This is a genomic window from Yoonia sp. MH D7 (assembly GCF_054439475.1).
Genome location: NZ_JBTJCF010000001.1, coordinates 2,896,050 through 2,922,462, shown reverse-complemented (window position 1 = coordinate 2,922,462; position 26,413 = coordinate 2,896,050). Strand labels below are relative to the sequence as shown.

Here is a 26,413-nt window from a genome sequence, read left to right as displayed (position 1 = left end):
TTGTTTCACGTGAAACATTTTGACGTAGTCGTCATTGGCGGCGGGCACGCAGGCGCTGAAGCAACTCTCGCAGCGGCACGAATGGGTGTGCAAACCGCGCTTGTTACCCTCTCAAAGGAAACAATTGGCGTTATGTCATGTAATCCGGCGATTGGCGGTCTTGGAAAAGGACACCTTGTTCGCGAGATCGACGCACTCGACGGGGCTATGGCGCGGGTTGCTGACGCAGCCGGCATTCAATTCCGTCTCCTCAATCGGAAGAAAGGCCCCGCCGTTCAAGGCCCGAGAACACAAGCTGACCGGAAAATTTATCGCACAGCGATGCAATATGAAATCGCGAACGCCGAAAACCTTTGCGTAATTGCTGGTGAAGCCACCGACCTAATCATGGATGGCAACCGCGTCTCCGGTATCACTCTAGGTGACGGTTCGGAATTGCGCGCTACAGCCGTTATCCTGACAACGGGCACATTTCTTCGTGGTATCATCCACATCGGCGACGTATCACGTCCGGGCGGACGCATGGGCGAAAATCCAGCAGTGAAAATGGCCGAGCGACTCGATAGTTTCGGGCTTCCCCTCGGTCGGTTAAAAACAGGCACACCACCTCGCCTAGATGGGCGGACAATCAACTGGGACATTCTAGAGATGCAACCGGGCGACGATGACCCTGTGCTGTTTTCTTTTTTGTCAAAAACCGTTCAAGCCAAACAAATCAGCTGCGGCATAACCCATACAAATTTACAAACCCATGATATTATTCGGGAAAACCTTTCACGCTCCGCGATGTATGGCGGTCACATAGACGGCATCGGTCCACGATACTGCCCATCAATCGAAGACAAAATTGTGCGTTTTGCTGATAAAGACTCGCACCAAATCTTCCTTGAACCCGAGGGGATTAATGATCATACAGTTTACCCAAATGGTATATCAACCTCGCTCCCAGTTGATGTTCAAGAAAGTTATGTCCGTTCCATAGTCGGATTGGAAAACACAACGATCCTTCAACCCGGCTACGCGATCGAATACGACTATATCGACCCTCGCGCATTGCGCTCAACGCTCGAGCTTAAAGACGTGCCAGGCCTTTACCTTGCAGGACAAATCAACGGCACAACCGGATATGAAGAGGCGGCAGCGCAAGGCCTTGTTGCTGGGCTAAATGCAGCACGCGCAATTAAAAACCAAGACCCTCTCCTTTTCAAACGCCGCGACTCCTACATAGGCGTTATGATCGACGATTTGACGACGCGGGGCGTCACAGAGCCGTACCGAATGTTCACGTCTCGCGCAGAATTCCGTTTGTCCCTTAGGGCTGATAATGCTGACCAGCGGCTCACCGCATGGGGCCGGGATATCGGCTGCGTCGGCGACGCTCGCTGGGATAGTTACCAACGCAAAAAAACTACGATTGACGCAGTTAAAACAAAGCTATCCGCGCTCATGTTTAGCGCACGAGAAATCGCCGCATCTGGGGTCAAGTTGGCTCCCGATGGACCAAAGCGAAGCGCACTCGATGCCCTGTCTTTAATTGATTTCAATTTCTCCCATCTAGAAAGCCTAAGTGGGGCACCCCTGAACGAACCTGCTGATATCCTTCAACAAATTAAGAACGACGCGCTTTATAAAAACTATATTTCCCGTCAGGAAAAAGATATTGCAGCTATGGAACGGGACGAAAAACACGTCTTACCGAGCGCTATGAATTACAGTCATATTGTCGGCCTCTCCAATGAGTTAGTTCAAAAGTTACAGCAAACGCAACCACGCGACGTAGCTCAAGCCGGGCGCATCGAGGGTATGACGCCCGCAGCACTTATGTTGATCGTTGCATGGCTTAAGCGTGATAAACTCAGTATTGCAGAGGTCTAAAATGCAAAATATCGCAGGTATGGATGTTTCACGTGAAACAATTGAGCGGCTCGAACTATTCGAGGCACTTACAAAAAAATGGAACCCAACCATTAACCTCGTTGCACGCAGCACGTTAGACGATCTTTGGGAAAGACATATTGTTGATTCTGCTCAGCTTTTCCAATACGCACCCTCATTGCTGAAACATTGGGTCGATGTTGGTAGTGGTGGCGGCTTTCCCGGGATTGTGATCGCTGCAATGGCCAAAGAGCTTAGTCCAGCAACGCGGATCACAATGATTGAAAGTGATCAGCGGAAATCAACGTTTCTCCGCACTGCATCGCGAGAGCTATCACTCGACGTCACCGTCCTCGCGGACCGCATCGAAGACGTAGCACCCCAGTCGGCTGACGTCGTTAGCGCACGTGCGTTAAGTAACTTAGACGATCTTTTCGCTCTGATTCAAAAACATATGACGCCCTTAGCCTGCGCAATTCTGCCAAAGGGGCGGACATTCGAATCTGAAATCAGCCAGGCGGAAAAAAATTGGCGCTTTGATCTTAGCGCACATGCAAGTATGACAGAGCCAGACGCCCGTATTCTAGTTGTGAAAGATATCATTCGTGTTAGATCCTAGCCGCTCTCGCGGGCCTCGAATTCTTGCTGTTGCAAACCAGAAAGGTGGCGTTGGTAAGACGACCACGACAATAAACCTTGGCGCGGCGCTTGCAGAGGTAGGTCAGCGCGTCCTCTTGATTGATCTGGACCCTCAGGGAAACGCGTCAACAGGCTTGGGCATCGAACAAGACGCACGCGGTATAACAACTTACGAGCTTATTGCCGGTGACGCGACACCCGCTGAAGCAATTCAAACCACAGAAGTCCAGAACCTTTGGATCGTTCCCGCAACAACTGATCTTAGTTCCGCCGACATCGAACTCATTTCAAACGAAAAACGCAGTTATCTGTTGCGTGACGCATTACGACAAACTGCGATGGACGCATACGGCTTCGACTACATATTGATTGATTGCCCTCCTTCTCTCAACATATTGACAGTTAATGCAATGGTTGCGGCAGATGGCGTTGTGGTTCCACTGCAAAGTGAATTCTTCGCGCTCGAAGGACTGTCGCAACTAATGCTGACAATCCGCGATATTCGTGAGACCGCAAACAAGAACCTACGCATTGAGGGCATCGCGCTTACGATGTATGACAAACGAAATAATTTATCCCAGCAGGTCGAAGCCGACGCTCGCGATAATCTCGGTGAACTTGTATTTAAAACAGTCATTCCGCGAAACGTAAGGCTTAGCGAAGCCCCTTCATTTGCCGTGCCAGTTCTGACCTATGATCCTACATCAAAGGGCAGTTTGGCATATCGCGCTTTGGCGAAAGAGCTGCTCGAAAAGAACAAATCTGTAGGGAGAGGGTGATCTAAATGGTTGATAAAAAACAAAAAACACGCGGGCTTGGACGCGGCTTATCGGCGCTGATGTCTGATGTCACCCAAGAGATTGCGCCACCAAGCACACAGACACCGCGGCGGCCAGACCTATTTGTGCCGGTCGAACGTGTTCGGCCTAACCCTGAGCAACCCCGCCGCGCCTTCAACAAGGAAGCTCTTGATGAACTCGCAAGTTCAATCGCCGAAAAAGGCGTAATTCAACCGCTTATCGTCCGTAAACATCCTACCGAACCTGATGTCTTTGAAATTGTGGCGGGCGAACGGCGCTGGCGTGCGTCACAAATCGCGCAACTGCATGAAATTCCAGTCATTATTCGCGAATATTCTGATACAGAAGTACTCGAAGTCGCAATTATAGAGAACATTCAGCGCGCTGACCTAAATCCGATCGACGAAGGTGCAGGCTATCGTCAGCTCATGCAAAAATTTGGCCACACGCAGGAGCAACTCTCCAGTGTTCTCGGTAAAAGCCGTAGCCATATTGCAAACCTGATGCGCCTCCTCAACCTTCCTGACGGCGTCCGCGACTACCTTGTCGAAGGTAAGCTCACGCAGGGCCATGCCCGTGCATTGATTGGACATGAAGACGCGCAAAAACTGGCTGACCATATCGTCGCAAAAGGACTTTCAGTCCGCGATGCAGAGCGCCTGGCGAAACAGGGTCTTTCAAAGCCAAATTCGACCAAAAAGGCTGGCGCACCCTCACAAAAGGACGCCGACACACTTCAGTTAGAAGGCGAGCTATCTGCTACATTAAAAATGAAGGTCACGATTGATCACAAAGCAGATACAGAAGGAGGCAAGTTGAGCATCAATTACCAGAATCTTGATCAGCTTGACGATATCCTGCGTGCACTTTCTGGCGGTTAATCGTCCAGTAAATGCCGCAGTACCGCATTTAGCACAGGCCGTCCTTTCGGGGTGACCCGTAACTGAGAACCATCCAGTGAAACCATTCCCATCTGGGCTAACTCGGTTATCTTTACTTTAAAACAAGCGATCTCGTTCTGACCTAGACGGGCCAAATCAACCCCTTCGGTCAGACGAAGTCCCATTAATAGAAACTCGGTCGCAGCGTCAGTGGTGCTCAATTCTACTCTAACGCTCTCACCAGTCCCAATTTCAGAAACTTTTTTACGCCACAAACCGGGCGCAAGCGGCGCCTCGGTCGCAGATCTTTTGCCCTGAACCGTTAAACGCCCATGCGCACCCGGACCAATCCCTGCATAATCGCCGTATTTCCAATAAATTTTATTATGAAGGCTCTCTGCTCCCGATCTAGCGTGATTAGATACTTCATATGCTGGAAACCCAGCGTTTTCGCATAACTCTTGGGTCAACTCATAAATATCTGCGGCGCGGTCATCGTCAGGCAAACCCCTTAACTTCCCAGCCGCATAACGGTCGCCAAAGGCCGTGCCGCTCTCAATCGTCAATTGATATAACGACAGATGATCAACTGCCAAAGAAAGTGCGGTGGACAACTCTGCACGCCACGCCTCCAAGCTTTGGTTCTGGCGCGCATAAATCAGATCAAAACTTACGCGGTCAAACTCACGTCGCGCAATGTCAAACGCTGCCAAAGCCTCGGCATGGGTATGCAAACGCCCCAACGCTTTCAAATCAACATCATTCATGGCCTGAACGCCCATCGAAATCCGGTTTACACCTGCTTGGCGATACCCCGCAAATCGACCCGCCTCCACTGATGTCGGATTAGCCTCAAGCGTAATCTCAACATCATTGGCCATACCCCACGTTGCGCGAACCTTGGATAAGATCGCATCAACAATCTCGGGATCCATCATGCTTGGTGTGCCGCCGCCAAAGAAAACAGATCGTAAAATCCGACCCTCGGTTTCCACGCCAACCCGCTCAATCTCACTCAAATAGGCTTCAGCCCACGCCCACTGGTCGATCTTCGCAGCCACATGCGAATTAAAATCGCAATACGGACATTTCGCCTGACAAAACGGCCAATGGATATAAAGCCCAAAGCCAGCGTTTTCCCAATCCTCAGGCAAAGCAACCCGCAATCAATTTCTCAAATGCATTTGCGCGGTGGCTAATCTTGTTCTTTTCCCAGCGATCCATTTCTCCAAATGTAACATCATACCCTTCAGGCTGAAAAATCGGATCATAACCATGGCCCTGCTCGCCACGCATTGGCCAAACTATCTGTCCATCCATCACGCCCGCAAAAACCTCGTCATGACCATCGGGCCACGCCAAAACCAACGTACAACAAAACCGCGCCGTCCGTGGAACTGGTGCGTTCACCGCCTCCAGTTCATTCCAACTGCGCGTCATTGCCATCACAAAATCACGCCCGTGCGGCGTCTCTGCCCAATCCGCCGTATAAACCCCAGGCGCACCATCCAAACCATCAATTTCGATCCCGCTGTCATCTGCCAGCGCAGGAAGCCCAGTCGCTTTAGCCGCCGCATGCGCCTTTATCCGCGCATTACCGGCAAACGTGGTTTCCGCCTCTTCTGGCTCAGGCAGCCCATGATCGGCATTAGACGACAGAGATATGCCGAACGGGCCTAATAGAGCCTTCATTTCATCCAACTTGCCATTGTTATGCGTCGCAACAACCAGCTCTTTCCCTTCAAAGCGACGCATCAGGACACCGCCGCCCTTTGGGCCGCAACCAACTCGTTGATGCCCATTTCGGCAAGGTCCAAAAGCCCGTCCATCTGCTTGCGTGTAAAAAGCGACCCCTCCGCCGACATCTGAACTTCAATCAACTTACCGCCGGTCATAACAAAATTGCCATCAACACCAGCTTCGGAATCCTCAGGATAATCCAAATCCAAAATCTCCTGCCCCGCATATATCCCACAAGAAATCGCAGCCACAGGATCAACCAGCGGATCACTTTTCACTAACCCCGCCTTCATCAACTGGTTCACCGCCAGTTTCAGCGCAACCCAGCCGCCAGTGATCGCCGCACAACGCGTCCCGCCATCTGCCTGAATAACATCGCAATCCACAACAATCTGGCGCTCACCCAAGGCAACGCGATCAACGCCCGCTCGCAAAGACCGACCAATCAGCCGCTGAATTTCCTGCGTCCGGCCCGATTGGCTCGTCTTCGCCTCACGACGCATCCGCGTATTGGTTGCGCGCGGCAACATTCCGTATTCTGCCGTCACCCAACCGAGCCCCGACCCCTTTAAAAACGAAGGCGGCCGATCTTCAATTGTCGCAGTACACAGCACATGCGTATTCCCCATCTTAATCAGACACGACCCCTCGGCATGCATCGTCACACCGGTTTGGATCTCAATTTTACGCATTTCATTAATCTGACGGCCTGATGGACGCATGGGGAAACTCCTGTCTATGGTTGCCTTTTCTGCCTACGCTGCCCATCTATAAAATCCAAGCCCGATTGACGACGCCCACTATATCGCTTTAATGAAACCGCCCCAAACGATTGGTCGACATGACAAAGCCGCCGCCACAATTCACCGACATGAACGAACGCTCGAGAGAAGTCTTTCGGCGCGTGGTCGAAGGCTACCTGGAAACAGGCACTCCCGTCGGTTCACGTACCCTCTCCCGCACCCTCAATGAAAAAGTCAGCGCCGCAACCATCCGCAACGAAATGCAAGATCTCGAACATCTTGGTCTACTCGACAGTCCGCACATCAGCGCCGGTCGCGTGCCAACCCAACTTGGCCTGCGCATGTTTGTCGATGGCATCTTAGAGGTCGGCGATCTGACTGAGCCCGACCGCCAAACAATCGACAACACCTTTGGCGATACCCAGCAAGACGTGGCCACTCTCCTTGACCGTGTCGGCTCGGCTCTCTCGGGCATGACACGCGGCGCAAGCCTCGTCCTCACTCCTAAACAAGAAGCACCGATCAAACACATCGAATTCGTATCTCTCTCCCGTGACCGCGCCCTCGTCGTTCTGGTCCTCGCTGACGGACGCGTCGAAAACCGGCTATTCACACCGCCAGCTGGCCAAACCCCGTCCTCTATGCGCGAAGCGGCAAATTTTCTGAATGCTATCTCCGAAGGGCACACTCTCTCCGAACTCGGCTCCGTCATCACCCGCGAAATCAAAGCAAGGCGCCAAGAAATCGATGCACTTGCCGCCGAACTGGTCGAAAGCGGCTTTGCCACATGGGATAACGCCGACGAAAAAAACGAACGTCTTATCGTACGCGGACGGGGAAACCTACTCGCCGATCGCGACTCCGAGGCCGATCTCGACCGCATCCGAACCCTCTTCGACGACCTCGAACGCAAGCGCGATATCGCTCAATTCCTCGAATTGGCCGAAGGCGGCGACGGTGTGCGCATTTTTATCGGCTCCGAAAACAAATTATTCTCACTTTCGGGTTCCTCTTTGGTTGTTTCTCCATATATGAACGCCAATCAGAAGATTATTGGCGCCGTTGGCGTCATTGGACCGACACGCCTTAACTACGGGCGGATCGTTCCCATCGTAAATTACACCGCCCAACTGGTTGGCAAGATGATTGCCGATCGCTCAAGACAGGACTGAAACTATGGCTAACGACGAACCGCAAAGCTTGGATGACCTCGCCGCAGAAGGTGATATGCAAGACGATATCCTTGGCCGGATTGCCGACATGGAAGCAGAGCGCGACGAATTTCGTGACAAATTCATGCGCGCATTGGCTGAAACCGAGAATATGCGCAAACGCTCCGAACGGGACCGCCGCGAGGCCGAAAACTACGGCGGCTCAAAACTTGCCCGCGACATGCTTCCTGTCTACGACAACTTGCGCCGCGCGCTTCAGTCCGTCGAAGAAACCCAGAAAGACGTGAACAAAGCCCTTCTTGACGGCATTGAACTCACGATGCGCGAATTGATCTCTGTTTTCAAAAAACACGGCATTGACCCGATCACTCCCGAAGTGGGCGACAAGTTCGATCCGCAAATTCACCAGGCAATGTTCGAGGCCCCTGTCCCGGGCACAAAAGCCGGTGAAATTATCCAGGTCGCCTCCGAAGGCTTCCTGCTCCACGACCGCCTGCTACGGCCTGCGCAAGTCGGCGTATCGTCAACACCAGCGTCTTAACGTGACGGGCTACACCCTTTGGCCCCTCCTGACGCTTGCGCTGTGGCTGGCAACCTCCCTGCCCGCCACAGCGCAAACCTTTCCCATCGAACGTGATCCATACGTAAATGATTACGCGGACCTGCTTGATGATGCACAAGAAGCAGAGCTGCGCCGCAAGCTCGCTGACCTGCTAGAACACCGTGACATCGAAATGACGGTCCTGACCATCACACAACGTAGCGACTATAATCAAACCTCTAGCAATGAGGTATTCGCAACCGACTTGTTCAACGCTTGGGGTATCGGCGACAGCCAGCGCAATGATGGCGTGTTGTTTGTTGTTTCACGTTTTGACCGCGATATGCGCATTGAAGTCGGCAGCGGCTATGGCACCACCAAAGATGCACCTCTGAAAGACATTATCGACACCATTGTGATCCCAAATTTCACGGCAGACCGTTACGCCGAAGGCATTTCATTCGGCATCGACCACACTATCCGCGAATTTGCAGGCGTTTGGCCCGACCAATACAACGCGCGTGCCATCACCCGCTGGTGGACCGATATCAACGCATTTCTCGGCGGCTTTATTTTCATCATTTTCGCGCCAATTGCCTTGGCAGTCTACCGTGTCCATCACGCAGCAATGCGCCGCCGCCCACGCCGCTGTCCCGTTGATGGATCATGGATGCCGCGGGTTCTAGAGGAGTTCGAGGATAAACATCTCAGTACAGGTCAGCAAAAAGAAGAAGACCTCGCCTCAAAGGAATACGACGTCTGGATTTGTCGCAAATGCGACCACGTCACCATCGAAGGTTTCGCTCGTTGGTTCACCAAGCAAGAACTTTGCACGAAATGCGGCTTTCACACGTTAGAAAGCTACAACTCTGAACGTACAGTTGAGCCAACTTATAGCCTGACTGGCGAGATGCGCACAGACTTCCAGTGCAACCACTGCGAAGAACGCTATTCGACCTACACAGTTCTGCCAATCCTCGCAGATGACGACTCCGATAGTGGTGGATCGTCCGGCGGAGGTGGTAGCAGTTCAGGTGGCGGCGCATCGGGCAGCTGGTAATCACTTCCCTAACATATCCCGCAACTCATAGATCAAAGCCAAGGCCTCTTTCGGCGTCAATTCATCAGGCAAAACCGAATTTAATCGACCCTCCACTTTCGACGCCTCAACTTTGGCCGCAACAGGCGCAGGCACCGACGCAAACAATGGCAGATCATCAACAATCGCTTTCCGCGCCGACCCACCTTCCCGCTCGCCCTTCTCCAGTGCCGCCAGAACCACCTTCGCCCGCTCCACCACAACCTGCGGCAAGCCAGCCAAACGCGCGACCTGCACCCCGTAACTGCGATCCGCCGTACCTTTCTTGACCTCATGCAAGAAAATCACGTCACCTTCCCACTCACGCACCGTCACAGTGGCATTATCCACCCCATCGAGCTTATCGGAAAGCTGCGACATTTCGTGATAATGTGTGGCAAACAGCGCACGACATCGGTTCACATCATGCAAATGCTCTAACGTGGCCCAAGCAATCGAAAGCCCGTCATACGTCGCCGTACCACGGCCAATCTCATCCAAAATCACCAGCGCCCGATCATCCGCCTGATTCAAAATCGCCGCCGTTTCGACCATCTCAACCATAAACGTAGACCGCCCCTTCGCCAGATCATCCGACGCACCAACACGACTAAATATCTGGCTGACAATCCCGATATGCGCGGCCTTTGCAGGGACAAACCCACCCATCTGCGCTAAAATCGCAATCAGCGCATTTTGCCGCAAAAACGTCGACTTACCCGCCATGTTCGGACCTGTCAGCAACCAAATTGGCGTGCCGCTCAAATCACAATCATTGGCTACAAACGGCGTGCCAGCCTTCTGCAACGCGGCCTCCACCACAGGATGCCGGCCACCCGAAATCTCAAATGCGCGGCTATCATCAATCACAGGCCGCGCCCAATTCTCGGCACTTGCCAGATGCGCCATAGCAGTTGCCACATCAATAACAGACAACGCCCGTGCCAGCGCCCCAATCGGCCCCGCTTGCGCAATAATCGCCTGCGTCAGTGTCTGATATAGCCGTTTTTCAATCTCAAGTGCGCGACCACCCGCATTCAAAATCCGCGTCTCGATCTCCGACAGTTCCACCGTCGTAAACCGCACTTGGTTCGCCGTGGTCTGACGATGAATAAAGGTTTCATTCAGTGGTGCCGCCAACATCTTTTGCGCATGCGTCGCGGTGGTCTCTATGAAATAACCTAACACATTGTTGTGCTTGATCTTCAGCGCTGAAATCCCCGTGACCTGCACAAAATCCGCCTGCATCGCCGCAATGACCGAACGGCCCTCATCGCGCAATTTACGCGCATCATCCAATTCTTCGTCAAACTGCGGCGCAATAAACCCACCATCACGGGCCAGCAAAGGCGGCTCCGCAACCAAGGCATCATCCAGCAATTCCAGCAACGCATCATGCCCATGCAACGCCAACCGCGCTTCATCCAGCTCTTGCGGCAACTCCTCCGGTAACAGACGTAAAATCGCCTCCGCCTGTCCAAACGTATTGCGAATAGCTGTCATATCGCGCGGACCACCCCGCTCCAACGCCAATCGCGACAACGCACGGTCCAAATCAAACACACCGCGTAATCCATCACGCAAATCTGCGGTCAGCCGGCTCTGTTCAGCCAAAAATGCGATGCTCTCCTGCCTTTGAGAAATCACCGACAGGGCACATGACGGACTCGCCAAACGACGCTCCAACAACCGTGCCCCACCCGCCGTCACCGTGCGATCAATCGCCGACAACAACGACCCCTGACGACCACCACCCGTCCCATGCGTCAATTCCAACGACCTGCGCGTCGCCGCATCAATCTGCATCGACGTGGCCTGACCCTCAATTACAGGCGGGCGCACCAGCGGCAAATTCCCCTTCTGCGTTATCTCCAAATACTCTGCCACCGCCGACATCGCGGAAACCTGCGCACGATCAAAGCTACCAAACGCATCCAGCGACCCAACCTTAAACAGCGCCGTTAATCGCTTTTCGCCCGCCGTGCTATCAAACGCCGCACCGCCCAATGTGGTCAACGCTGCTCCCGATTCAGACACTAACGCAGCATAATCACCCTCGAATCCATCAACAACAATCACCTCTCGCGGCGTTAATCTCGCCAACTCAGGGCCTAGGGTCACACGAGGGCAGTTCATCACGTGAAACGCGCCAGTGGAAATATCAATCCACGCCAACGCTCCCTCACCACGGACTTCGGCATAGGCTGCCAAATAGTTATGCCGCCGCGCATCTAGCAAAGAATCTTCCGTCAACGTCCCAGGCGTTACCAGCCGCACAACGTCGCGCCGCACTACCGACTTTGCACCGCGCTTTTTCGCTTCCGCGGGGCTCTCCATTTGCTCGCAAACGGCAACACGAAATCCCTTGCGGATCAGCGTCAAAAAATACCCTTCGGCTGCATGATGCGGCACACCACACATCGGAATGTCCTGCTCCAAATGCTTGCCGCGCTTGGTTAACGCAATGTCCAACGCCGCCGCCGCAGCAACCGCATCATCAAAAAACATCTCGTAAAAATCGCCCATACGATAGAACAGCAAGGCGTCAGGATATCCCGCCTTCAACTCCAAATATTGGGCCATCATCGGTGTCGTGGTTGGTTTTGCGGTGCTCATGGTTCCCCCGATCAATCGGGCCGATACTAACCGCCTCACCTTGGCTGCGAAAGTGATAAAGATAGACTTTTCCCCGAACTGAAAATCCCATCAAAGTCAGGAATATAAACCGCCACCATCATCACCACGATCCTGTCGGCCATTGGCAAATCTGTGAAAATCTGATCGACTGACTCAACCGACAACGAAAATCTCAATATGGCCGTCAGCACGGCCCGCAAGGTAGGTCACTCATGGCAATCTGGAATCTCGGCTCTATCAACGTCGACCTCGTCTACACTGTTCCGCACATCCCAGCGCCCGGCGAAACACTGTCTTCGACAGACCGCAAAGTATACATGGGTGGCAAAGGTGCCAACATGTCCGTCGCCATCGCGCGCGCGGGCAGTAGAATCAACCACATCGGCGCACTTGGACCTGACGGCGTCTGGGCAGCAGAGCGCCTGCTCGAATACGGCGTTTACACACAACATATCGCACTGGTCGAAACGGCAACAGGTCACGCCGTTATCATGGTCGACTCACAAGGCGAAAACGCAATCCTGCTGCACGCAGGTGCGAACGGTGAAATCCCACAAACCGCCCTGCAAACCGCCTTGTCAGAGGCGCAAACAGGCGACTGGTTTGTGACGCAAAATGAAACAAACCTGCAACGCACAGGCGCAGCCTTAGCCAAGAAAATGGGTTTAAAAGTCGCCTACGCCGCCGCCCCCTTCTCTGCCGAACGGACACAAGCCGTAATCGAACATCTTGATTTCCTGATCCTGAACGAGGTCGAGGCGGCCCAACTTGCAAAAGCCACCGGCAAAACCCCCGACGCGCTGGGCGTTCCAGACGTGATCGTTACATTAGGCAGTGACGGGGCTGACTGGTATGGGCCAAACGGTAAACAGCATTTCGACGCCATCCCAGTCACGCCCATCGACACAACTGGCGCGGGCGATACCTTCACGGGCTACGTTCTGGCTGGCCTTGATCAAGGGATGCCAATGGCGCAGGCAATCAATCTCGCTACCAAGGCGGGCGCACTTATGGTCACCCGCCAAGGTACGTCAGACGTGATCCCCGACCTCTCGGAGGTCCGCGCGTTTAATGGTTAACAAATGGGGCCTCGGCCCCCCATAACGCAGTGATACGCTCATCACGACCACAACCTTCGCGGTAGAACTCATAAGCCTCCGCCTGGGTTTTCACACCCCCACGGGTAATCACACGGTTTGTGCCAAGATAATAATCCTGATGATAATCCTCGGCGACATAGAATTGCGCAGCAGGCAGAATCGGGGTCACGATCTGCTGGCCCAACTCACTCTGGGCCGCTGCCAGTTCCGCCTGCGCAGTCGCTTCTTCGTCAGGGTTAGACACAAAAATCGCCGTGCGATACACATCACCACGGTCACAGAACTGACCACCGGCATCGGTCGGATCAACAGACCTGAAGAACATGTTCAGCAGCGTCGCGTAACTCACAACATCCGCATCATAAGTGATCTGCGCGACCTCATAATGCCCTGTGCCGCGTAGCGTCTTATAGGTCGGGTCCACAGTCGTGCCACCCGCATAGCCAGACAAAACCTCCGACACGCCGTCTACACTTTCAAAGTCGCTTTCCACACACCAAAAACACCCACCAGCAACAACCATCTGCTGAATATCTTCCGCATCTGCCGTTGTGCCTTGCAGCATTGCACCAGTGCCAATCAAAATGGCCAATGCCGCCGTCTTAGCAGTTCTCGTTGAAATCTTCATTTCTCTACTCCTGTTTTCCCCACATTCACCGTTCACTCAGCGCAAAGCAATTCACGCAAGGGTGAGTTCACGCGCTCTTTACCACTTGGAACATTCAAACAGTCGCAATAGCCTGACCAAAAGGGGACCAACATGACCGAACACGTGACAACTCACCAAGCCCAAGAAGACGCGCGCAACGCCGAAATCCTGATTTACGTTGACGGGAAAATCGTCCCCAGAGATGACGCGAAAGTAAGCGTTTATGACAGCGGCTTCATGCTCGGCGATGGCGTCTGGGAAGGGCTGCGCCTCTACAACAACACATGGGCCTTCCTGAACGAACACATGGACCGGCTGTTCGAGGCAGCAAAAGCAATTGATCTCGATATAGGAATGGACCGAAATGGCGTCATTTCTGCCTTGTTAGACACACAAAAATCGAACGACATGACCGATAATGTCCACGCCCGTCTGATGATTACGCGCGGCGTAAAAGTTCTACCCTTCCAACACCCGTCACTCTCGCAATCTGGCCCGACCATGGTGATTATCATGGAACACTCGCGCCCCAAACTCCCACGCCCAATCACCCTCGCAACTGTCCCACATCTGCGCGGCCTGCCAATGACCCAAGACCCGAAACTCAACAGCCATTCCAAACTCAACTGCATCCTCGCCTGCATCGCCGCTACGAAAGCTGGCGCCGACGAAGCCCTGATGCTCGACATCAACGGGTTCGTGAACACAACTAACGCCTGTAACTTTTTCATCGTGCGAAAAGGCGCGGTTTGGACCAGCACAGGCGACTACTGCATGAATGGCATCACCCGCCAAAAGGTTATTGATCTGTGCCGCGCCAACGACATTCCAGTGTTCGAGCGTAATTTCAGCCTTGTTGACACTTACGGCGCAGACGAGGCTTTCCTCACCGGCACCTTTGGCGCACAGACCCCCGTCGGCTCACTCGACGGTCGCGTGATTGGATCAGGCGAACTTGGCCCAATCACAACTCGCCTGCGCGCGCTTTATAAAAACCTTATCGCAAAAGAGGTATCCGCATGAAAATCGCAATATGGTCCGGCCCCCGCAATCTCTCGACAGCAATGATGTATGCCTTCGGCAACCGCCCCGACTTCGCGATCTGGGACGAGCCCTTTTATGCACCCTATCTTGCGAAAACAGGCTTAGATCACCCGATGGCCGCAGAGATTATCGCTGGCCACGAAAACGATCCCAATGCCGTCGCCCAACGCTGCATCGACCCTATTCCAGCGCAAAAGCCGCATCTCTACATGAAACATATGCCTCATCACATGATTGACGGCTTCCCGCTCGATTGGACCCGCGACTGCGTTAATATCCACCTGATCCGCCATCCCGCTTACGTCATTGCAAGCTACGGCGTGAAACGCGCAGACATCACCGACGACGACATCGGCTTCCGTCAGCAAGCAGCGCTTTTTGATCGGATCGGCGGGCTGGTTATCGATAGCGCGGACATCCGCCAAGAGCCTGAAAATGCACTGAGAAAACTGTGCAAAGCCATTGATCTGCCATTCGATTCCGCCATGCTATCATGGTCCGCAGGCCCTAGAGACGACGACGGCATCTGGGCCGCGCATTGGTACAATGCGGTGCATAAATCAACAGGTTTTGCGGGAACAGAAGGGCCGCTGCCCACTCTATCAGGGCGCGATCTAACCTTGTTGGAAAATGCGCTGCCACATTACGAAAAACTGGCAGCGCATAAAATTTAGGACTTCACACGACGGTTTCGCGCAGCAATCAACTTCAAACGCAACGCATTCAACTGAATAAAGCCCTGCGCATCCGTCTGATCATACGCACCGGCATCTTCTTCAAATGTCACATGCGCTTCGGAATAGAGGCTGTTTTCCGACCAACGCGCCACAGTGGACGCAGTGCCTTTATACAGTTTCACGCGCACTGTACCGCTGACATGCTCTTGGCTTTTGTCGATCAGCGCCTGCATCATTTCGCGCTCTGGCGAGAACCAGAAACCATTGTAAATCAGCTCTGCATAACGTGGCATAATGCTGTCTTTCAAATGACCCGCACCAGAATCCAACGTGATCTGCTCGATGCCACGGTGCGCTTCCAGCAAGATCGTGCCGCCTGGCGTCTCATAAATCCCGCGCGACTTCATGCCCACAAAACGGTTCTCAACGAGGTCCAAACGACCCACACCATGCTTGCCACCCAGCTCGTTCAACTTGGTCAGGATCGTGGCAGGTGACATCATTTCGCCGTTAATAGACACTGCATCGCCGCGCTCAAACCCGACTTCGACCATCTCTGGCATATCAGGCGCATCCTCTGGGGACACGGTGCGCTGATAAACATATTCCGGCGCTTCTTGGCTTGGATCTTCCAGAACCTTACCCTCGGACGAGGTATGCAACAGGTTCGCATCAACCGAGAACGGCGCTTCGCCGCGCTTATCCTTGGCCACAGGAATCTGGTTCTTTTCCGCAAACTCCAACAGGCGCGTCCGGCTTGTCAAATCCCACTCACGCCAAGGCGCAATAACCTTAATTTCGGGGTTTAGCGCATAAGCGGCCAATTCAAACCGAACCTGATCGTTGCCCTTACCAGTCGCGCCGTGCGCCACAGCATCAGCACCCTCAAGTGCGGCAATCTCAACCAAACGCTTGGAAATCAACGGACGCGCAATCGATGTGCCCAGCAGATAAACACCCTCGTAAACCGCATTGGCGCGGAACATAGGAAACACGAAATCGCGCACAAACTCTTCGCGCAAATCTTCGATATAAATCGATGATGCACCCATCATCTCTGCCTTGGCGCGCGCAGGCTCCAACTCTTCGCCCTGCCCCAAATCAGCAGTAAACGTCACAACTTCACAGCCATATTCGGTTTGTAGCCACTTCAGGATAATCGAGGTATCCAGACCACCAGAATATGCGAGAACAACTTTTTTCGGAGCAGTCATAAGATTAGCCTTTATATCACGCGGAATTTCACCCGTGCGATATCGCCTTTTACGAGACCGCGCAAGGATATGGCGTTGACCACGGCATGAGGTGGTGTAACGAATAGCCAGATTTTAATGCAAAAGGGGTTTTGACATGGCTTGGCAATTGGTGCGGCACGCGTTTGCGATGATTTTTGGCAACTTGGGACAAGCGTTAAAGGTCTCGCTGATCCCCTACGGTATTCTTGTTGCCACCGTGTTGACCAGCTTTGCGCTCATGGGGTTACCAGTGTCGATGAGCCCGACAGTATTGCCAGAGACATACTCTCCTTATGCAATCTTCCTCCTGATCCCGCTTGCGATCTTCGCGATTTTCGTTTTCGGTTGGGTCGCCGTGTCATGGCACCGGTTTATCCTCAAAGAAGAATACACAGCACTTGTTCCCGTCTACAAAAACCGGCCGATCTGGTCTTACGTCGGGCAAAGCATGTGGTTGGGTTTGATTGTATCACTCGCCGCAATCCCCGTGTTTCTGCTCACCAGCCTGATTGCTGCGCCTTTCGCCGGCAGCGGATCACTCCTCGTGCCATTGCTCGCCCTATTTTGCGGACTTACAGCATTGGCCTACCTCTGGATGCGCTGGGCCATCGCTCTGCCAGCAACAGCGATTGGTAGCGGGATGACGATGTCAGAGGCATGGGCCGCAACTGCGCCGATGTCTAAAACGATCTTTGGTGTGGCTCTTATCTTGATGGGGATCAACGTCCTGCCTGCATATATACTGGGCAACTTCTACGCAGCAGGCTCGCTTGTGGGCGTCGTCTTGGACGTGTTCCTGCAATGGTTGACCATCATGCTGGGCCTTTCGATCCTGACCACACTTTACGGGCACCTGATCGAAAAACGCCCGCTTTAGAACGACATATTCGCAACAAAGGCCGCGTCGCCATCATTGGATAGCTCCTGAATGGCGTCGCTGGCATACATCCAAACCGCTTGATGGTTTGTCTCGGTTGCTGGGCCGTGCGGCATTACAGGAATAGCTGTATAAATATGGCACATCTTTTCCGCGTACAGTTCGTAATCCGGCATCCAGACAAAACGTCGAAACGCACCCAATCGACGCGCCTTGGCAATACGCCAACCGGTTTCCTCAAACACTTCGCGGTGCAGCGCCTGAATAGGACTTTCACCCGGATCAATCCCGCCACCAGGTAGCTGATATTCAAAGTGGGGTGCGCCCTGATATGTCAACAACAACTGCCCCGCATTTGGCAAAATCGCATACGCCCCTGCCCGCATTTTATACCGCACACCCGCCTTTGGCGCGTTTCCATACCGTTTGATCATAGCTTCACCCCTTGGACACGGCCTTGCCGCACCTATATAGTCGGGGTATGCCAATTCCGCACATGTAAGGAAAGCCCATGACGACCAGCAAAATTGCTTGGGACGACACAGTCCTGCCATTTCAACTCGACGCCTCCGATATTCGCGGTCGCGTGGCGCGTCTTGACGGCACCTTGGAAGAGGTCCTGCGTCAACACAGCTACCCCGACGAGATCGAGGGGCTGGTCGCCGAGATGTGTTTGCTGACCGCGCTGATCGGGCAATCCATGAAACTTCGCTGGAAACTGTCCCTGCAAGTGCGCGGCGACGGGCCGATCCGCTTTATTGCGACTGATTACTACGGCCCGACCGACGACGGCGCACCCGCGCGCATCCGCGCCTACGCCAGCTATGATCCAGATACCATCAACCTGAAAGCGGTGCCATTTAGCCAAATCGGCAAAGGTTACTTCGCGATCCTGATCGACCAAGGTCCTGACATGACGCCCTACCAAGGCGTCACACCGCTATCTGGCGATTCCCTATCAAAATGCGCCGAAACCTATTTTGCGCAATCCGAACAAATCCCGACACGGTTCGAGCTGACCTTCGGGCGTAGCCAGATTCGCGGTGAAAATGAACAGTGGCGCGCAGGCGGCGTATTGCTTCAGCACATGCCAAAAGGGTCAATCGACCTGAAAGGCGACGGCGGCTCTGGTGAAGACGGCCTGCTACTGCCCGAGGACATCCTCGACGAAGTCGAAGGCGAAAACTGGACCCGCGCAAACGCTCTTCTCGACACTGTAGATGTACTCGAATTGATCGGCCCAACCGTCACACCAAGCGAACTTTTGATCCGCCTGTTCCACGAGGAACAGCCGCGCATCTACGACTCCCAGCCCGTGAAATTCGGTTGCTCCTGCTCGGAGGATCGCGTGCGCCAATCCCTGTCGATCTATTCTCAAAAAGACATCGGCCACATGATTACCGATGAGGGCACCGTCACTGCTGACTGCCAGTTCTGCGGCTCGCACTATGTTTTCCAGCCCGAGACACTTGGGTTCGAGGCGAAAAGTGACGACGCCTGACCTGATCAAAAACCTGACCGATGCGCTGTCAAAAACAGGCGGCGCATCGACGGACTACGACTTGAACAAAGGCATCATTTTGCCAGCGGACCGTAAACTGACCCCCGCCTCCGTTCTGATTGCTTTCCGCGCTGACACCGGCAACCTGATCCTTACCAAACGGTCTGCTCGGCTCAAACATCATCCGGGTCAAATCGCGTTCGCAGGCGGCAAGCAAGATCCGATAGACGCCACACCCACCGCCGCCGCTCTACGCGAAGCGCACGAGGAAATCGCTCTCGATCCTGCACAGGTCCAAGTCATAGGCACATTGCCCTGCCATGAAACTGTGACAGGCTACGCAATTACCCCCGTTCTCGCCGTCGTACACGGCCCCTTCCTCGCAATCCCCGAAATCGGCGAGGTCAGCGAAGTATTCGAAGTCCCATTCGCCCACGTCACAAACCCTGGGAATTTCAACGTGCAGGGACGGCGCTGGCAGGGACACATGCGCAGATATTATGTTGTGCCTTTCGGTCCCTACTACATTTGGGGCGCCACCGCCCGCATCCTGCGCGCCCTTGCGGACCGCATGACATGACGCGCCTAACCGCACCTTGGCTCAACGGCCCCGCTCAAACAGTTTGCGCCATGCTCACTGACGCAGGCCATCAGGCATGGTTCGTCGGCGGCTGTGTGCGCAACGCGCTCATCAACGCACCCGTTTCCGACCTCGACCTTAGCACTGACGCCCGCCCGAACCGCGTGATGGACCTTGCGCAATCCGCAGGCCTCAAAGCCGTTCCCACAGGCATCGACCACGGCACCGTGACCGTCATCGCGAATGGTATCCCGTTCGAGATCACAACCTTCCGCCGCGATGTTGCGACCGATGGACGCCGCGCCGTAGTCGCCTTCGCCGACACCATGCTAGAAGACGCGGGCCGCCGTGACTTCACCATGAACGCGCTCTACTGCGATGCGCTGGGCGAAATTTCCGACCCACTCAATGGCCTACCCGATCTTTATAAACGACACGTGCGTTTCATTAATGATGCCGACCAGCGCATCAAAGAAGACTACCTGCGCATCTTGCGCTTCTTCCGCTTCCACGCATGGTACGGCGACCCCGCTGGCGGAATAGATGCCGACGGACTGGCCGCCTGCGCCGCCAACCTCGACGGACTCTCAGGCCTGTCAAAAGAACGCATTACCTCCGAACTACTCAAACTGCTAACCGCACCCGATCCCGCACCAGCACTCGCCTCCATGGCTGCGGCGGGCGTTCTGGGGCAAATCCTACCCGGTGCCACGTCACAAATTATCGCGGTGCTGGTACATGTCGAGCAGCAGGCAGGTTTATCGCCCGACCCCATCCGCAGACTGGTCGCAATGGGCGGTATGCGCGACGGTTTACGGCTGACCACCAAGCACGAAAAACTCATAACGCAACTATCCGGCACGCAAAGCCTCGCCACATTGGCATACAACCACGGTGCCAACATCGCACTTGATCGCGCCGCAATAGAGGCAGCCAGCTTGGGTCAGCAGCTTGATCCAGCCACCATCCAACTGACCCAATTTGCAGCCAGCCAAACCTTTCCACTCAAAGCGGCTGATCTGATGCCCGCCCTCCAAGGCGCAGCACTCGGCACGGCCCTCAAAAACGCACAAGACGACTGGATCGCGTCCGGTTTCAAGCTCACAAAACAAGACCTGCTCGGATAACATTCAGATGGTTTGCCTTTCCGATTGTTCGCGTTAACATCACCCAAAACCAACGAAGGCAGCCCACCGTGTTTCGATTTTTCGAGAACCTCGTCGATCCTTATATATCCTATGAAGAGACCGATCAGCCCCCTACCAAATTATTAGCTTTTCTACGCGAATATGCGCGGCCCTTTCGCCGTGTGTTCTGGCTGGCGGGTATCGCCTCCGTCGTGATCGCCGCCGTCGAGGTTTGGCTGATTTATTATGTGGGCCGCTTGGTCGATACCTTATCCGCGGATAAGGTTTCTGACGTTTGGGCGCTCCACGGCACCGAGATGATATTGGTCGCAATATTCATCCTGACCTGCCGTCCCGCGTTGCATATTTTCCAAGTGGCCCTACTAAACAACGCAATCTTGCCTAACTTTGGCACTCTCGTGCGCTGGCGCGCCCACCGTCATGTCCTGCGGCAATCGGTTGGCTGGTTCGAAAACGATTTTGCAGGGCGCATCGCCAACCGGATCATGCAAACGCCGCCCGCCGCGGGCGAAGTGGTGTTCCAACTTTTCGACGCGATCACGTTCGCGATGGCTTACCTCGTCGGCGCCGCAATTTTGCTCGGTGATGCTGACGTGCGGCTGATTATCCCGATGATGGTGTGGCTTATTCCCTATCTGTTTTTGCTGCGCTGGGTGGTCAAGAAAATCGGACCCGCATCAGAGGCCGCTTCAAATGCCCGCAGCGCGGTAACGGGCCGTGTGGTCGACAGCTACACCAACATTCACGCCGTCAAAATGTTCGCGCATCACGACAACGAAGTGGCTTATGCCAAAGAGGCGATTGAGGAAACCCGCCGCACATTCCAAATCGAGATGCGCTATTACACCATCATGGACGTGGCTTTGATGATCTTGAATGGCTTCCTGATCGTGGGCGTCACAGGCTGGGCGATCAAACTGTGGATGGACGGAAGTGCGACCGTTGGCGTGGTTGCCGCGGCCAGCACATTGGCGCTGCGGTTAAATGCGATGTCGGGCTGGATCATGTGGGCATTCACCATCTTTTTCCGCGAATTGGGTGTCGTTGCCGAAGGGATGAAAACAATCGCGCAGCCGATTACGTTGCTTGATGCAGCGAACGCAACACCGTTAAACTTGACTAAAGGCAAAATCGAAATTCGCGATGTGTCGCATCATTACGGCAAGGATGCGGGCGGGCTGGATCATATCAACCTGACAATAAAGGCCGGCGAAAAAGTAGGGCTTGTCGGCCAATCCGGCGCTGGAAAATCGACCTTGGTCAAGCTGCTCTTGCGATTTTACGACGTAGAGAAAGGCGCGATCTTGCTGGACGATCAACCGATTTTCGGCGTGACCCAAGACAGCCTGCGCCTTGCGATTGGCATGGTTCAACAAGACAGCGCGCTGTTGCACCGCACCGTGCGTGAAAACATTCTGTTTGGTGATCCGACCGCATCTGACGCACAGGTCTTTGCTGCCGCGAGACAAGCCGCCGCGCATGACTTTATTCTTGGGCTGCAAGACAGCGAAGGAAACAAAGGATATGACGCGCGTGTCGGCGAGCGAGGCGTCAAGTTATCTGGCGGGCAGCGGCAACGTATTGCGCTTGCGAGGGTCATGTTGAAAAATGCACCGATCCTGCTATTGGATGAGGCGACTAGCGCACTAGATTCAGAAGCAGAGGCCGCAATTCAAGAAACGCTCTATGGCATGATGGAAGGCAAAACTGTCGTCGCGATTGCTCACAGACTTTCAACGATTGCGCAGATGGACCGCATCATTGTGATGGAAAATGGCCGTATAATCGAAGACGGCACACACGACAGTTTGCTTGCGCGTGGCGGGCAGTACGCAAAATTCTGGGCGCGTCAGTCCGGTGGATTTTTAGGACAGACATGAGACAGATTTCAAAATTGATCGACGCATTTTCCCCTGCTGACGGGCCGCCACCGCATAGCTTGCTGGCCTTCCTGAAGTGGGGCTTTAAAGGCAGCTATCGCTACATGGCGTTGGGCGGTGTTGTGTCCGCGCTGGGCGGCTTGGTCGAAGTTATGTCTGCGCTGATTTTAGGTATGGTGATCGATGCAGCACTTGCGTCAAATTCGGTTACATTTTTTGACACGAATATGGGCCTATTGCTCGGCGTCACTGCATTTTTCGTACTGTTGCGGCCCGTGATTTTTGGTCTGTCTGGCCTGATGCAGTCGGTGGTTTTGGCCCCTGCGATTATGAACATGATTTATTCGCGGTTGCACCGTCACACGCTGGGCCAATCGGTGCAGTTTTTTGACGATGATTTCGCGGGGCGCATAGCGCAAAAGCAGGGTCAGGCGGCAAGGGCTGCGACTGACCTAGTGGTCGAGATGATCCATACTGTGATTTTTGCTGCGGCGTCATTGATCGGCTCGGTCATTTTGATGTTCACGATTGATGGTCGCAGTGCGCTGCTGCTGGCAGTTTGGGTCGTAGCCTATGGGATGTTGATCCGGTTTTATATGCCGCGTGTGCGGGCGTCGTCGAAAAAACGTGCTGCAAGCCGTGCAATGGTCACGGGGCAGGTGGTTGATACGGTCACGAACATCAAGACAGTCAAGCTGTTTGCGCATGATAGCTTCGAGGACCGCGCCGCGATTGATGCGATGGAAGAAATGCGTCAGGCTTCTGTCGGATTTGGCATGATCTCAGCCAGTTTTCGTTTTCTGCTGATGACGCTGGCGGGGCTTTTGCCGCTGATTATGGTCGGGGCGACGCTGTATTTCTGGACAACCGGATCAGCAAGTGCGGGCGATATCGCGGTGAGTGGCACAATTGGTTTACGCCTTGCGCAAATGACCGGTTGGGTCAGTTTCACGCTTTTGGGCATGTATGCCAATGTGGGTGAGGTTGAGGATGCGATCCGCACCTTAAGCCCTGCGCACAAGTTGGTGGATGATGCGGATGCCGTCGAGATGGCCGTTACGAAAGCGGCGATTGATTTCAAGGATGTTACCTTTACCTACGGCGGTGGCGCGGGTGGTTTGCAGGGCGTGAATCTGTCGGTTTCTGGTGGTGAAAAACTGGGGATCGTGGGGGCGTCTGGCGCCGGTAAGTCGACGCTCGTGTCGCTACTTCTGCGGCTGTATAATACAGAAAGTGGTGCGATAGAGATCGACGGACAGGACATTGCCCATGTCACGCAAGAAAGTCTGCGCCGCCAGATTGGTATGGTTACCCAAGAAACGGCGATGTTCAATCGCTCTGCCAGCGATAACATTGGGTACGGCAAACCTGACGCAACACAAGACGAGATTGTCGCGGCGGCAAAGCAGGCCGAGGCGGATGATTTCATTACCGTGTTAAGTGATTTTAAGGGGCGTAGTGGCTATGATGCGCACTTGGGCGAGCGCGGTGTGAAGCTGTCGGGTGGTCAACGTCAACGCATCGCGATCGCCCGTGCGATTTTGAAGGATGCGCCGATCTTGGTGTTGGACGAGGCGACAAGCGCGCTTGATTCCGAAGTCGAGGCATCGATCCAACATGCGTTAGAAAGTGTGATGGAGGGTAAGACGGTCATTGCAATTGCGCACCGCCTTTCGACCCTTGCCCGCATGGACCGTATCATTGTGCTTGACGCGGGGCGCATCAAGGAACAGGGGTCTCACGCTGAACTACTGGCGAAAGACGGGCTCTATGCGCGTTATTGGAACCGGCAGTCGGGCGGATTTATTAATGTAAAAGATGCGGCGGAATAAATTATGGCGATGATTGAAGGGCTGACCCATCTGGGACTAGGCAAAGTGGATGACGGGCGCACGTTGTTGCCGCGCGTTTTGCCGGGTGAAGAGGTGGCCGTGGCCCAAGACGGGACGGTGCGCATTGTCACGCCGTCGCCTGATCGTGTGGCAGCGCCTTGCAAGCATTTCAAGACCTGTGGTGGTTGCGCGATGCAGCACGCCAATGATGCCTTTGTGGCAAATTGGAAGCTGGGGATTGTGCAAAAAGCGCTGTCCGCACAGCGTATCGAGACCACGTTCCGCGATGTGTTGACTAGCCCTCCCAATTCACGACGTCGCGCAAAGCTGGCGGGTAAGCGTACCAAGAGCGGGGCGATGTTGGGCTTTCATGCCAAGGGCACAAATACGCTAATTCCTGTGCCCGAGTGTCAGTTGCTAACGCCGAATTTGATGGCGGCATTCCCGATGCTAGAGGCGCTTGTGGTGATTGCGGCGTCGCGCAAGGCCGAGATTGCGTTGACGGTGACCGAGACGATTTCGGGCATGGATATTGTTGTTGATACCGAAAAGCCGCTAACTGCCGAGTTGCGCACAGAATTGGCCGCTTTTGCGCAGAACAATGATATTGCGCGTTTGGTCTGGGTTGATGAACCTGTGGTGACGATGCATCCACCTGTGCAGCAATTTGGCAATACTGTCGTTGTGCCGCCCGCCGGCGCGTTTTTGCAGGCGACCAAGCATGGTGAACTGGCGCTGCTGGGTGTGGTTGAAGAGATCACCGCGGGCGCGAACCGAATCGTGGATTTGTTTGCGGGGTCCGGCACGTTTACGTTGCCTTTGGCCGCGCGTGCCGAAGTCCATGCGGTCGAGGGCGAGAAAGACATGATTGCGGCGCTTGATCGTGGTTGGCGTGAAGGTAAGGGCTTGAAGCGGGTCACAAGTGAAGCGCGCGACCTGTTCCGTCGGCCGTTAGAGCCAGATGAGTTGCGTAAATTTGATGCAGCTGTGATCGATCCGCCACGCGCGGGCGCCGAGGCGCAAATCGCGACATTGGCGGCGTCTGACGTAAAAGTGATCGCAATGGTGTCGTGCAACCCCGTAACCTTTGCGCGGGACGCAACAACGCTGCAAAAGGCGGGGTTTGCGTTGAATTGGGTGCAGGTTGTGGATCAGTTTCGCTGGTCTGCGCATGTCGAGGTTGTCGGCAGTTTTACGCGAAAGTAATCTTCCGACGTAAATTTTTGCTACCTTATTTCGAGAATCGTGTATTGGTAAAAGAAAGCGGCGAAGACCGGAGCAGTACAATGATTTCTAGACGACTAATGATGTTTGGTGCGGCCTTAGGGGCGGCAGGTTGCTCGACGAGCAAATTCCAAAGCTATTCAGGCACCAAAGCTGATCGCATTCAGATTTTCAAAGAACGTGGCGTTATGCAGCTGGTTGGCGGCACGTCTGTGATGAAAAGCTACGGGTTTCAATTGGGGTTCAGTCCCGTTGGCCACAAGCAGGTCGAGGGTGACGGGCGCACGCCGGAAGGTGTTTACCGGATGAACCGTCGCAATCCGAACAGTCGTTTCCACCTGTCGCTGGGCATTTCCTATCCCAACGAGCGTGACCGTGCCTATGCACGCTCTATCGGGAAATCGCCGGGCGGTGACATTTTCATTCACGGCACGCCTGAGGCCTATGTTGGTGAACCCAATTGGACGTGGGGTTGCGTTGCTGTGTCGAATCCGGAAATCGAAGAGATTTACGCCATGGTCGCGGATAATGCTTTGGTGTTGATCGCGCCTTAGAGCGAC

25 protein-coding genes are annotated in these 26,413 nt (G+C 54.3%); 18 read left to right on the top strand and 7 right to left on the bottom strand.

Going from position 1 to position 26,413, the window contains the following annotated elements; translation table 11 throughout:
• Positions 1-9 precede the first annotated feature (9 nt).
• Genes mnmG through ACXLHR_RS14540 form a run of 4 tightly spaced genes read left to right on the top strand, consistent with a single transcriptional unit; the run spans position 10 to position 4,195 of the window.
• Positions 10-1,875 carry a tRNA uridine-5-carboxymethylaminomethyl(34) synthesis enzyme MnmG gene (gene mnmG, locus ACXLHR_RS14555; protein ID WP_458792109.1) on the top strand — a complete coding sequence of 622 codons (1,866 nt, stop codon included), beginning with the start codon at positions 10-12 and terminating at the stop codon, positions 1,873-1,875.
• 1 nt (position 1,876) lies between these two features.
• Positions 1,877-2,494 carry a 16S rRNA (guanine(527)-N(7))-methyltransferase RsmG gene (gene rsmG / locus ACXLHR_RS14550; protein ID WP_458792108.1) on the top strand — a complete coding sequence of 206 codons (618 nt, stop codon included), beginning with the start codon at positions 1,877-1,879 and terminating at the stop codon, positions 2,492-2,494.
• Positions 2,481-3,293, top strand: coding sequence for a ParA family protein (locus tag ACXLHR_RS14545; RefSeq protein ID WP_458792107.1), 813 nt, complete (start codon positions 2,481-2,483; stop codon positions 3,291-3,293). The genes rsmG and ACXLHR_RS14545 overlap by 14 nt, the downstream gene beginning before the upstream one ends.
• A 5-nt stretch (positions 3,294-3,298) precedes the next feature.
• On the top strand, positions 3,299-4,195 hold the full coding sequence (locus ACXLHR_RS14540) for a ParB/RepB/Spo0J family partition protein (RefSeq protein WP_458792106.1): 897 nt from the start codon (positions 3,299-3,301) through the stop codon (positions 4,193-4,195).
• On the opposite strand, the gene hemW is transcribed toward ACXLHR_RS14540, so the two are convergent.
• The 3 genes from hemW to rph are packed head-to-tail and all read right to left on the bottom strand — an operon-like array spanning position 4,192 to position 6,657.
• A complete protein-coding gene (hemW, locus tag ACXLHR_RS14535) occupies positions 4,192-5,349 on the bottom strand; it encodes a radical SAM family heme chaperone HemW (RefSeq protein ID WP_458792563.1) in 1,158 nt (385 codons plus the stop codon). The two genes, ACXLHR_RS14540 and hemW, sit on opposite strands and share 4 nt — an antisense overlap.
• Positions 5,342-5,950, bottom strand: a complete 609-nt coding sequence (gene rdgB, locus ACXLHR_RS14530; RefSeq protein WP_458792105.1) for an RdgB/HAM1 family non-canonical purine NTP pyrophosphatase — start codon at positions 5,948-5,950, stop codon at positions 5,342-5,344. Before rdgB ends, hemW begins: the two co-directional genes overlap by 8 nt.
• Positions 5,950-6,657, bottom strand: coding sequence for a ribonuclease PH (rph, locus tag ACXLHR_RS14525; RefSeq protein ID WP_458792104.1), 708 nt, complete (start codon positions 6,655-6,657; stop codon positions 5,950-5,952). The genes rdgB and rph overlap by 1 nt, the downstream gene beginning before the upstream one ends.
• Before the next feature lie 119 nt (positions 6,658-6,776).
• Between rph and hrcA the strand changes: the two genes are divergently transcribed.
• From hrcA to ACXLHR_RS14510, 3 genes are read left to right on the top strand one after another with little or no spacing between them, the layout of a single operon-like run.
• A complete protein-coding gene (gene hrcA, locus ACXLHR_RS14520) occupies positions 6,777-7,850 on the top strand; it encodes a heat-inducible transcriptional repressor HrcA (RefSeq protein WP_458792103.1) in 1,074 nt (357 codons plus the stop codon).
• A gap of 4 nt (positions 7,851-7,854) precedes the next feature.
• Entirely contained in the window at positions 7,855-8,391 is a 537-nt protein-coding gene (locus tag ACXLHR_RS14515; protein WP_458792102.1) for a nucleotide exchange factor GrpE, read from the top strand.
• A 1-nt stretch (position 8,392) separates the two neighbouring features.
• On the top strand, positions 8,393-9,451 hold the full coding sequence (locus tag ACXLHR_RS14510) for a TPM domain-containing protein (RefSeq protein ID WP_458792101.1): 1,059 nt from the start codon (positions 8,393-8,395) through the stop codon (positions 9,449-9,451).
• Here the strand turns inward: ACXLHR_RS14510 and mutS are convergent, their stop codons facing one another.
• Entirely contained in the window at positions 9,452-12,085 is a 2,634-nt protein-coding gene (mutS, locus tag ACXLHR_RS14505; RefSeq protein WP_458792100.1) for a DNA mismatch repair protein MutS, read from the bottom strand.
• A 233-nt stretch (positions 12,086-12,318) separates the two neighbouring features.
• Between mutS and ACXLHR_RS14500 the strand changes: the two genes are divergently transcribed.
• A complete protein-coding gene (locus ACXLHR_RS14500; RefSeq protein WP_458792099.1) occupies positions 12,319-13,185 on the top strand; it encodes a ribokinase in 867 nt (288 codons plus the stop codon).
• Here ACXLHR_RS14500 and msrA read toward each other — a convergent pair.
• Positions 13,175-13,834: a peptide-methionine (S)-S-oxide reductase MsrA gene (gene msrA / locus ACXLHR_RS14495; protein ID WP_458792098.1), complete on the bottom strand. Its 660-nt coding sequence runs from the start codon at positions 13,832-13,834 to the stop codon at positions 13,175-13,177. The two genes, ACXLHR_RS14500 and msrA, sit on opposite strands and share 11 nt — an antisense overlap.
• A gap of 132 nt (positions 13,835-13,966) precedes the next feature.
• On the opposite strand from msrA, the gene ACXLHR_RS14490 reads away from it, so the two are divergent.
• Positions 13,967-14,878, top strand: a complete 912-nt coding sequence (locus ACXLHR_RS14490) for a D-amino acid aminotransferase (protein ID WP_458792097.1) — start codon at positions 13,967-13,969, stop codon at positions 14,876-14,878.
• On the top strand, positions 14,875-15,573 hold the full coding sequence (locus ACXLHR_RS14485; RefSeq protein ID WP_458792096.1) for a sulfotransferase-like domain-containing protein: 699 nt from the start codon (positions 14,875-14,877) through the stop codon (positions 15,571-15,573). Before ACXLHR_RS14490 ends, ACXLHR_RS14485 begins: the two co-directional genes overlap by 4 nt.
• Here the strand turns inward: ACXLHR_RS14485 and ACXLHR_RS14480 are convergent.
• Positions 15,570-16,790, bottom strand: coding sequence for an argininosuccinate synthase (locus tag ACXLHR_RS14480; RefSeq protein ID WP_458792095.1), 1,221 nt, complete (start codon positions 16,788-16,790; stop codon positions 15,570-15,572). The two genes, ACXLHR_RS14485 and ACXLHR_RS14480, sit on opposite strands and share 4 nt — an antisense overlap.
• 136 nt (positions 16,791-16,926) lie before the next feature.
• Between ACXLHR_RS14480 and ACXLHR_RS14475 the strand changes: the two genes are divergently transcribed.
• The gene (locus ACXLHR_RS14475; RefSeq protein ID WP_458792094.1) at positions 16,927-17,688 is read left to right on the top strand and encodes a hypothetical protein; all 762 of its coding nucleotides are present in this window, start codon (positions 16,927-16,929) and stop codon (positions 17,686-17,688) included.
• Here ACXLHR_RS14475 and ACXLHR_RS14470 read toward each other — a convergent pair.
• A complete protein-coding gene (locus ACXLHR_RS14470) occupies positions 17,685-18,122 on the bottom strand; it encodes an NUDIX domain-containing protein (RefSeq protein ID WP_458792093.1) in 438 nt (145 codons plus the stop codon). The genes ACXLHR_RS14475 and ACXLHR_RS14470 overlap by 4 nt on opposite strands.
• A 77-nt stretch (positions 18,123-18,199) precedes the next feature.
• Between ACXLHR_RS14470 and hslO the strand changes: the two genes are divergently transcribed.
• The 7 genes from hslO to ACXLHR_RS14435 all read left to right on the top strand — a co-directional run bounded on the left by hslO (position 18,200) and on the right by ACXLHR_RS14435 (position 26,407).
• Positions 18,200-19,189: an Hsp33 family molecular chaperone HslO gene (gene hslO, locus ACXLHR_RS14465; RefSeq protein ID WP_458792092.1), complete on the top strand. Its 990-nt coding sequence runs from the start codon at positions 18,200-18,202 to the stop codon at positions 19,187-19,189.
• The gene (locus tag ACXLHR_RS14460; RefSeq protein ID WP_458792091.1) at positions 19,176-19,769 is read left to right on the top strand and encodes a CoA pyrophosphatase; all 594 of its coding nucleotides are present in this window, start codon (positions 19,176-19,178) and stop codon (positions 19,767-19,769) included. The genes hslO and ACXLHR_RS14460 overlap by 14 nt, the downstream gene beginning before the upstream one ends.
• Positions 19,766-20,896: a CCA tRNA nucleotidyltransferase gene (locus ACXLHR_RS14455; RefSeq protein WP_458792090.1), complete on the top strand. Its 1,131-nt coding sequence runs from the start codon at positions 19,766-19,768 to the stop codon at positions 20,894-20,896. The genes ACXLHR_RS14460 and ACXLHR_RS14455 overlap by 4 nt, the downstream gene beginning before the upstream one ends.
• 68 nt (positions 20,897-20,964) lie before the next feature.
• A complete protein-coding gene (locus ACXLHR_RS14450) occupies positions 20,965-22,797 on the top strand; it encodes an ABC transporter ATP-binding protein (RefSeq protein WP_458792089.1) in 1,833 nt (610 codons plus the stop codon).
• Positions 22,794-24,629: an ABC transporter ATP-binding protein gene (locus ACXLHR_RS14445; RefSeq protein ID WP_458792088.1), complete on the top strand. Its 1,836-nt coding sequence runs from the start codon at positions 22,794-22,796 to the stop codon at positions 24,627-24,629. Before ACXLHR_RS14450 ends, ACXLHR_RS14445 begins: the two co-directional genes overlap by 4 nt.
• A 3-nt stretch (positions 24,630-24,632) precedes the next feature.
• Positions 24,633-25,835 (top strand): class I SAM-dependent RNA methyltransferase, encoded by a 1,203-nt coding sequence (locus ACXLHR_RS14440; protein ID WP_458792087.1) that lies wholly within the window; start codon positions 24,633-24,635, stop codon positions 25,833-25,835.
• Between the two features lie 80 nt (positions 25,836-25,915).
• Positions 25,916-26,407: a L,D-transpeptidase family protein gene (locus ACXLHR_RS14435; protein ID WP_458792086.1), complete on the top strand. Its 492-nt coding sequence runs from the start codon at positions 25,916-25,918 to the stop codon at positions 26,405-26,407.
• Positions 26,408-26,413: the final 6 nt, after the last annotated feature.